The 8,440-nt window shown below is 59.4% G+C and carries 10 protein-coding genes; all 10 read left to right on the top strand.

Annotated elements, in window-relative coordinates; genetic code table 11:
* The first annotated feature begins 211 nt into the window (after positions 1–211).
* Positions 212–1,654 carry a hypothetical protein gene (locus P5540_19455; protein ID HRT66991.1) on the top strand — a complete coding sequence of 481 codons (1,443 nt, stop codon included), beginning with the start codon at positions 212–214 and terminating at the stop codon, positions 1,652–1,654.
* Complete coding sequence (locus P5540_19450; GenBank protein ID HRT66990.1) at positions 1,648–2,556, top strand: phage minor head protein; 909 nt, start codon at positions 1,648–1,650, stop codon at positions 2,554–2,556. Before P5540_19455 ends, P5540_19450 begins: the two co-directional genes overlap by 7 nt.
* 15 nt (positions 2,557–2,571) lie before the next feature.
* Entirely contained in the window at positions 2,572–3,939 is a 1,368-nt protein-coding gene (locus P5540_19445) for a hypothetical protein (GenBank protein ID HRT66989.1), read from the top strand.
* A 51-nt stretch (positions 3,940–3,990) separates the two neighbouring features.
* Positions 3,991–4,794: a DUF2190 family protein gene (locus P5540_19440; GenBank protein ID HRT66988.1), complete on the top strand. Its 804-nt coding sequence runs from the start codon at positions 3,991–3,993 to the stop codon at positions 4,792–4,794.
* 58 nt (positions 4,795–4,852) lie between these two features.
* On the top strand, positions 4,853–5,980 hold the full coding sequence (locus P5540_19435) for a hypothetical protein (GenBank protein HRT66987.1): 1,128 nt from the start codon (positions 4,853–4,855) through the stop codon (positions 5,978–5,980).
* 139 nt (positions 5,981–6,119) lie between these two features.
* A complete protein-coding gene (locus P5540_19430; GenBank protein ID HRT66986.1) occupies positions 6,120–6,572 on the top strand; it encodes a hypothetical protein in 453 nt (150 codons plus the stop codon).
* A 3-nt stretch (positions 6,573–6,575) separates the two neighbouring features.
* On the top strand, positions 6,576–6,893 hold the full coding sequence (locus tag P5540_19425) for a hypothetical protein (protein HRT66985.1): 318 nt from the start codon (positions 6,576–6,578) through the stop codon (positions 6,891–6,893).
* Between the two features lie 253 nt (positions 6,894–7,146).
* Positions 7,147–7,515, top strand: a complete 369-nt coding sequence (locus P5540_19420; protein ID HRT66984.1) for a hypothetical protein — start codon at positions 7,147–7,149, stop codon at positions 7,513–7,515.
* A 26-nt stretch (positions 7,516–7,541) separates the two neighbouring features.
* On the top strand, positions 7,542–7,784 hold the full coding sequence (locus P5540_19415) for a hypothetical protein (protein HRT66983.1): 243 nt from the start codon (positions 7,542–7,544) through the stop codon (positions 7,782–7,784).
* Positions 7,785–7,790: 6 nt separating this feature from the next.
* On the top strand, positions 7,791–8,440 hold a 650-nt coding region (locus P5540_19410; GenBank protein HRT66982.1), incomplete at its 3' end, for a hypothetical protein.

The raw sequence follows: 8,440 nt of genomic DNA, 5'->3' as shown, positions 1-8,440 counted from the left end.
GATCACGCAATGGACGCGCTTCGGTACGCGCTTTTCACGCATTGCCGCGAACGCCGGGAGCGAAATATGTTGGCCGTGTACGACCTGGCAGACGATTACACATCACCTATTCCCAACCTGTAATCCCCCCCAAAAATAGCCAACCGGTACAGGCTTGACTTTCGCGTACCGTTGTGGTATAACACCACTGAACTCGGAGATCTATCTGTCTATGCTGTGGCCATTTTCGGGCATCAAAGAGGCGCGCATGGAGCGCGAATCCCTGTTGCAACACCTCGAATCGCTTGAATTGCGCCTGCAGGAATCCGCCCCCGATAGCGGGCTGATTGCGCTATCGCGGGACGAGATCGGTTGGGAACAAATCACCGGCGCGTTCGGGGAACCTGTAAACGACAGCGTGCGGACCGACTACCTTCGGCTTGCCCGCGTCTACACCGTGCGCGACCCCCTGTGCCGCCAAGCCAAAGAATTGTGGGTCAATTTCGGCGTCGGTTCCGGGGCGACGTGGGCAACGCAGGATGCTGGTACAGAGCGGAAGATCAAGGCCTTTTGGACCGACCCGAAAAACCGCGTGGTGTTTTCCACGGCTGGCCAGCGCGCACTTGCCGCCAGCCTGTTCGTGGACGGCGAAGTGATGCTGCTGTTTTTCCCCGGCAATCCGGGCCGGGTCCGTATGATCGATCCCCTTGAGGTCAAAAAGATCATCACCGACCCGGAGGACATCTACACCGAGGCCGCGCTGGTGCGGTCCTACACCAACGCCGCCGGTGTGTACCGCGAGGCAAAATACGCCATGTGGGATTACGACGGGGACGCCATGCCGGACGGCGTGGAACCAGGCGTCTGGGCCTTCCATTACCGGCTGACCGGCACGCATGGCCGGGGCCATTCCGGGCTGATAGCCGCGCTGGATTGGGCGAGGGCGCACCGCCAGTTTATGAAGGCCAGATCGGTAATACAGCAGGAAATTGCAAAAGTAGTGCGGAAATTGAAGGTCAAAGGCGGCCCGGCGCACGTCAACGCGGCGCGGGCGCGGGAGCAGGCGAGGGCTGCTGCGCGCACGTCCGAACGCGGGGCAACGCCGCCGATTGCGCAAACCTACATCGAAAACGAAGGGCAGGACCTGCAGCCGACCGCACAGGAAACCGGCGCGCAGGCCGCGCAAGTGGACGGCAATATGCTGTTGCAGGTGTTCGGGGCCGGGGTAGGCATATACCCGCACTATTTCGGCGCGGGCGAGGCGTTCCGGCTGGCGACCTCGACGGCTATGGAACTGCCGATGTTGCGAACGTTTGAGGCGTTCCAAGCGATACTGAAACAGATCTATAGCGACCTCATTTTGGCCGAACTCGACGAGAGGGACATATCCATTGAGGACGCGGGGATCACTGTAACATTACCCGAACCGTACCCGGTGTCGCGGCAAACCATGTTGCAGAACATAAACGCGACACTGGTACAGTTCCCGCAATTCGGTGAATCCGAGGATATCCAAAAATTCGTACTACACCTGTTGAACGTGCCCGATCCCCAAGCGGTGTTGGACGGGTACGCGGAAGCCCCGGCGACCGAATCGGGCCGGATGTTGCGCGAATTCACGCGGCTACTTGTCAAGGCGAGGGAATCGAAGTCCGGGAGCGGCTGCGCATGTTGACCGTACCGCGCGAGATAGACGCGATTCTGTCGGAGTGTACCGGCGAAATGGTAGACCGGATACTCGAAGCGGCGGTTGCCAGCCACGCGATAGACTCGCGGATGGGCCGGATGCACGAGAAACGGTTCCGGCGCGTGACGGCGGCTTATGGCGCGCTGTTCCGCGCGGCGGCCACCCGCGAATTTATCGGCGGCGTCGTGCGCCAAGTGGCGGACGAGGTGAAAACGGCGGCAGATCTTGCGGGTATAACCGAGTCTACTAGCGACATGGTACAGGAACGCAAAGTGTCTTGGGATGAAATCGTTGGCGAAACGGCGCAAACCGCCACCAAAAAGTTTATGGCGCCCGCGATTGATTATGTGGAAAAACGTTTGATTCCAGCGGCGGAGCAGGCCTATCAGGATGCGTTGTCATACGCCTATGAGACATCGTGGAACGGCAAACGGACCGTTTCGGTGGCAAAAGCAAAAACCTATGCGCGGCAACGGGCGAAAAACCTATTCGACGATCTGTCAGGCGCGGACAACAGGCGTATCGGCAAAGCCATTGCGGACGGCATCGGGCGCGGCGATTCAATTCAGTCTATCGCCGATTCCATATTCGACACCGTGCAGGACGATACAATGACAGCGGAACGCGCCAAAGTCATCGCGTCCACCGAGGCAAACAACGCGCTGAACGCTGGCGCAATGGCCGCCGGGGCCGATATGGGCTACGACTCGAAAATCTGGGTCGACGTGGGCGATGAAAAGACCTGCGAAACATGCGAGGGAAACGCCGCGATAGGTGTAATATCTATGGGCGACACATTCCCAAGCGGCGATTCCTACCCGTCGGCGCATCCGAATTGCCGGTGTTATGCCCGGTACGTCATGGCGGACGGTAGCGAACCGGAATTATAGGAGGCTGGCCATATTATGACAGTAACGAAACTGGAACACGGGCACAGGTACCCGGCGGCGGCGTTCGCGTATGCCGGGGACAATGTGCCGGTAGAAAATTGGAAGTTGCGCCTCTGGGAACATGGCAAGGGGCTTGACGCCGAAACGGTTATCGAGGCGGCCCGCAACCTGCCGAATAGCGGCCTATCGAAAGATGCGCGGTTGCAGGCGCGCGCGAAAATCCGGTCCGCGCTGGTAAAATGCGGCGTGCCGGTTGAACGCTGGCCCGAAACGATACCAGGCACGGTAAACGCCAGCGTCACGGAATCGGCTGTACTGGAGGGATGCGACACCGGCAAAACGGCCGAGGTGGTTGTGATTCGCCCCGGATTCAATTCAAGCCGGAAACGGTTCTACACTAAAGAGGCGCTGGAATCGGCCATACCGATGTTCGATGGCGTGAAAATGTACATCGACCATCAAACCGACAAAGAGGACGCGGAGCGGCCAGAGGGAAGCCTGTTGCGATTGGGCGGCGTTTTGCGGAACGTGCGTATGCGCGAATCGGACGGCGCGATTGTGGGAACTGCGCACATCGTGCATGACGGACTGCGCCAGATGCTGGTGAACCTAAGCGAATCCAATTTGCTAGGCACAATAGGCGTGTCCATAAACGCCATAGCCGCTATGTCTAGGCGTACTATTGACGGGGTACACACGTTTGTTGTAGAATCCATCCGTAAAGTCCGTTCCGTGGACTTCGTGACGGAACCCGGCGCGGGCGGCGAGGTGCTGGTATGCGAATCGGCGGACGCGCTGGAAGCGTTGGACCGCGAAACACTGGAAGCATTGCGCCCGGATCTGGTAGAACAGATAGCGGGCCAACCGTATGAGGAAACTGATACAATGGATGAATTAGCACAGGTCAAATCCGAACTGGAATCGTTGCGCGCGTCTTACGACTCGTTGCGGGCCGAAAACACCGCGCTGGCGGCGGAACGCGACGCATACAAGGCGAAAATCGAGGAGTTTGCCGCGAAAGCCCTTGAACAGGAAAAGGCCGCGAAAGTGGCCGAGGCCGCCGCGCAAATCCAAAAGATTCTCGCCGAATCGAAACTGCCCGATGCCGCCAAAACGCGGATCTCGAAACGGTTCGAGAACGCGGAATCCGTGGATGGCGTGAAAGAGGCCGTCGAGGAAGAGCGCGAATATCTGAAATCCGCCGGTATACCGGGCGTCGTGAAAGAATGCGGCGGTACGGTTCCGGCCAATTCGCCCGACAATTCGGGCCAAAAATCAATCGAATCGCTGAAGGAATCGTTTGTCGCGTCGTTTATGTCGCGCGGCAAACCACGCGACGAGGCCATTCGTTTGGCTGAAATCGCCGCACGCGGGCACAGATAGCAGCCTGCCATAACCAGAAACGTAGTACACTACAACTGAAGGAGCCTAGACATGGCGTATTCTATCAACCCCTACGAGGTGGGCGGAGATGCCGGTAAACAGCGGTTTGCCGGCGAAATCCTGACCCTGCTCGAATCCACGTTGACGCATCCATCGCACACGGACGGCCTTGCCGACGCGGGCGATCCGGTGTATGTCAACGGACTGCACGGCGTAGCACTCGAAAGCGCAAGCGCGGCCACCGACTACATTGCGGTGTCCACCAAAGGCGTCTGGGATCTCGCTGTCGTGCCGCAAAACGGCGGCGGCAACAGCAACGTCGCGGTCGGCGATACGATTTATATCGCGACCGACACCGGCATTCTGTCGAAGATCAACACCGGCGTCGTGTTCGGATTCGCGCTTGGCGCGGCCACCGGCGGATCTTCGGCCACGGTGATCCCTGTTTGCCTGTTGCCCCAAGTAACGACCGTAACGGCTGTTGGGAATGTGGTAGGACAGTATTTCACCACGTCGTACCAGTTCGCTGCTGCGGACGTCGCGAAACAGATCTTCGTTGCACCGGCGGCATGTTCGGTGGTTTCGGCGTCGTTGAGGTACGGCACGGCGGCGGGACAGGCTGGAACGCTGACCCTCGAAAAGTGCGGGGACGGCGAGGCGGCGGGCGCTGGCGATGTTTGCCTCGCGGCTGCGTTCGATTTGGCGTCCACTCCAAACACGGACATCATCAAGGCCGCCACGGCTGACGGCAAAGAGGATCTCGTGCAGGGCGATGCGCTCCGGCTGAAACTCGCTTCCGGCGCGGCCACGTCTTTGGCGGACGCGATCATCACCGTAGTGCTGGCGTGGGCATAACAGGACAACACTAAACGGGTTGTGCTATGCGAATAGTACAACACGGAAGGATTGAACAATGGAACTGATGAAACTTATGGAATCGTGGGACGGCCTCCAAGCGATCCGCGAAACCCGCAAACCCGCCGATTGGACTGACCGGCTGGCCTCGTTCAACCGGCTGGTCGAAAACACCGACCGGCTGCCCGATCACGAGTGGACCTACCGCCTGAAAGAGGCTCAGGGCGCGTCGGATTTCAATTACTTGATGGCCGATACCCTCGACCGCCAGTTGTTGGCGGCCTACGAAGCGGCGCCCCGCGTCATGCGGAACATTGCGCGCATTTCCACCGTGCCGGATTTCCGTACCGTGAAACGGTTCGGGATTTCCAACACGGTGACGCGGCTTCAGGAAGTGCCCGCGCTGGGCGAGTACCAGATCGGGCGGTTGGATGACGCGAAATACGAGTACGCCGCGAAAAAGTACGGCGCGCTCGTGCCGTTTTCGTGGGAGTCCTACATCAACGACGACCTCGGCGTGTACCGGTCGTTGCCGGAATCCCTTGCGAACGCTGCGGTGGCGACCGAGGAATTCCTGTTGACCAAACTGTTCTGGAACAGTGCTGGTCCGCTGGATTCCTACTTCGCCACCAGCGTAGGACAGAACGGCGTGTCCTCGTTGCCGTTGACGGTGCAGAACCTTGAAACGGCTATCGCCGAAATGACGGGCGCTGCCACGTACCGCGTCAAGGAATCCCCGGTTGCGAACATTCCGCGATACCTCGTGGTGCCGCCCGCGCTGGAACTGGAAGCGGAACGCATCGTAGCTTCGGCCACCCTTGCGTGGTTGACCCCCACCACGGGCGCGTCGAACGTCGCGGCTGGCACGTTGAATGTTGTCGCGAACCGCGGACTGAAGGTTCTAACCAACCACTGGATCCCGACCGTCGTAACCACCGGCTCGCTGGCTAAAACCACGTGGGCGCTGTTCTCGGAAAGCATCAAGCCGTGCGAGCTCGGATTGCTTCGCGGCCATGAAAGCCCGGAGATTTTCCTGAAGTCCGCGAACGCGCAAAGCGTTGGCGGCGGACAGGCCGATCCGTTCACGGGCGGTTTCGAGAACGACGCGATTGCGTACAAGGTGCGCTACTGTATGGGTTGCGTTGCGCTTGACCCGCGCGGCGGCTGGGCCAGCGACGGCCAGTAACAGAAGACCGCATCGGTGGTGAACCGATGATGTAGTACAGTTGAAACGGTTTTGCCGGGCGGCGCGCGCCAGTTCGCTGTCGTCGAACCTGCAATAGCGGCCTATGCGCCGCCCGGCATACCCAAACCGAGGGAGTCACATGCGTAAAATATCAGATATTCAAATCATGCTGGCGGCAACGGCCTTCGCGCTGGTTTCCTGTGTGGCGGTCCTGTTTTTGGTCGCCGCGCAACCGGCGCACAGCGACAGCACGCGGCAGGTGCTTGCCAAGGGCGTTTTTCGCGAGTACGCAACCGGAGCAAACACGATAGCAATTGAGGTTGCGCCGCGCATGCCGTGTCGCATCGAAAGCATCTCGATCATCGTTGATGGTGAACCCGGCGGAGAGGAGGTTTTGGCGGGCGCGATACTGATTGACGGCAACGTCGCGCTACCTGTATATGTCGGCGGGGTGGATATCAAGGGTAAACAGTATGGCGTAATACTGCCTGTGTCGAATATCTACATGAGCAAGACAGATACCCTTATGCTTTCGATGGACAACGAAGACGAACTCGGATACGTGATCTCCGTGACGTGGAGCGCATTGTAGGCCATGACGGACATTGAAAAAGTGCGCGTGCTGTGTTCGGACCGCCGGTCAGAATTTTTCACCGACGAGGAACTGGAAATGTTCCTTGAAATGGAAGGCGGCGACGCTCGCATGGCGGCTGCCGATGCACTTGACGCGATGGCTTCAGACGCCGCGCAGGTGGCAAAAGCGCAAGCCAGCGGCACCTTTTCAGTTGACACCAAAAGCATACCTGATGCGCTCAGGAAATCGGCAGCATCGTTGCGCGAACAGGCGGCAAACACGCCATATTCGGCAACGTTCGAGCCGGGTGCGTTCCCGTGGTATTCTGTAGGAGACTAGGACAGTGGCCGTACAAGGTAAATGGACAAGTGGCGGACTAGAGAACCTGCTAACCGATACGGTCCAGTTGTGCCGACCAGACGCCGTTTGGGATGGTGAGGGCGTTCGGCAGGAAATCGGCGAAACAACGGAAATTCGCGCGGCGGTCACTTTGTACGAGGGCCGGACCGTGCTTGTATTCGATGCAAACGAGGATGTTAGAGTTGGGGATCTGATACTTGCCCCAAACATAACCGACTAGGAGACTGGTACAATGGCAATGACTTTGACTATGGATGCAAGGAACGCGCTTGCGGATTTTTTCGCCTCATGTCTTGACGGCGGCACGATGGTATTCAAGACCTCCGGCGATTCCGAGGTTGCGACCTGCACGTTTGGCAATCCGGCTTTCGGTTCGGCGTCGAATGGTGTCGCGATCGCCGAGGCGATCACTCCTGACACGGACGCTGCTGGCGGGATCGTAGATCACGTCGTTTTGATTGCGCCGGACACGACGGAACTCTGCACATTGACGGCCACAGTGACCGGCGGCGGTGGAGACGTCACCATGTCGAATCTGACCATCGGTAACGGCGACACCGTCGAGGTTACTGGCGGCACTATTACATGGCCGGAATCGTAATCCGAAAATAGATAGGAGACTGTATTATGAGACCCACCAATACAGGCAAATATGGCGAGTTTATCGCTGGCAGGATTGAATCGCGGAACCCGTTCAAAGGATCCGGCGCGGCTGGCGTCAACCTGTGGCCGATTCCTGAACCGCAGGCGTCGTTCGATGTGAAGGTCACCACGGCGGCTGAAAAGGCCGAAATGACGGCGGCGGCGGATACCGGCGAGGCAACCGACAACGACGGCGCGGCCACGGACGGCGTGCAGCCGGAGGGATAATCCGACATGGCGACAACGTGGCTGGTTCCAAAAAACAACGTCACGGCTACACTGGCGAACCCGCTGACTAGCACACAGACCGAATTGACGGTTGCCACCGGGCACGGGGCGCGGTTCCCTTCAACGTTCCCGTTCCGGGCATTGGTGGCGCGGACCGAGATCGTCCAGTGTACTAGCAGAACAGGTGACGTGTTGACTATCGTGCGCGAACAGGAGGGCACGACGGCGGCGGCATCGTACCCGGCGGGGTCCAGCGTACAGATGACTGTTACGGCCGGATATATGGAACAGGTGCAGGCGTCCGTTGGCGCGCTGGAAACCGGCGCGGGCGCGCACGACGCGCTATCGGTTACGGGCGCGAGCACTCTAACCGGCGCGGTGACGGCTCCTAGCGCATCCAACGCGATCCGGATCGGCGCTTTGTGCAATATGACCACGCCGCCCGCGATCGGCGCGACATCGCCGAACACCGGCAAATTTACGACATTACAGGCCACCGGCAAAATCACCGGGCCTGCGGGCACATCGTCTGGCGCGCCGCTGAACATTCCGCAAGGCGGCGCGCCGAGCGCGCCTGTCAACGGCGACATTTGGACAACGTCGGCAGGAATTTATATACGGATCAACGGCGCGACCATCGGCCCGCTGATCAGCGC

The organism is Candidatus Hydrogenedentota bacterium (genome assembly GCA_035450225.1).
Lineage (GTDB): Bacteria > Hydrogenedentota > Hydrogenedentia > Hydrogenedentales > SLHB01 > DSVR01.
This window is presented reverse-complemented; position numbering and strand designations above follow the sequence as displayed.

Excerpts from the sequence above, each read along its gene's own strand:
- P5540_19425 (HRT66985.1), top strand. The coding sequence starts at position 6,576 with ATGACGGACATTGAAAAAGTGCGCGTGCTGTGTTCGGACCGCCGGTCA.
- P5540_19455 (HRT66991.1), top strand. The coding sequence starts at position 212 with ATGCTGTGGCCATTTTCGGGCATCAAAGAGGCGCGCATGGAGCGCGAA.
- P5540_19440 (HRT66988.1), top strand. The coding sequence starts at position 3,991 with ATGGCGTATTCTATCAACCCCTACGAGGTGGGCGGAGATGCCGGTAAA.
- P5540_19445 (HRT66989.1), top strand. The coding sequence starts at position 2,572 with ATGACAGTAACGAAACTGGAACACGGGCACAGGTACCCGGCGGCGGCG.
- P5540_19415 (HRT66983.1), top strand. The coding sequence starts at position 7,542 with ATGAGACCCACCAATACAGGCAAATATGGCGAGTTTATCGCTGGCAGG.
- P5540_19450 (HRT66990.1), top strand. The coding sequence starts at position 1,648 with ATGTTGACCGTACCGCGCGAGATAGACGCGATTCTGTCGGAGTGTACC.
- P5540_19435 (HRT66987.1), top strand. The coding sequence starts at position 4,853 with ATGGAACTGATGAAACTTATGGAATCGTGGGACGGCCTCCAAGCGATC.
- P5540_19420 (HRT66984.1), top strand. The coding sequence starts at position 7,147 with ATGGCAATGACTTTGACTATGGATGCAAGGAACGCGCTTGCGGATTTT.
- P5540_19430 (HRT66986.1), top strand. The coding sequence starts at position 6,120 with ATGCGTAAAATATCAGATATTCAAATCATGCTGGCGGCAACGGCCTTC.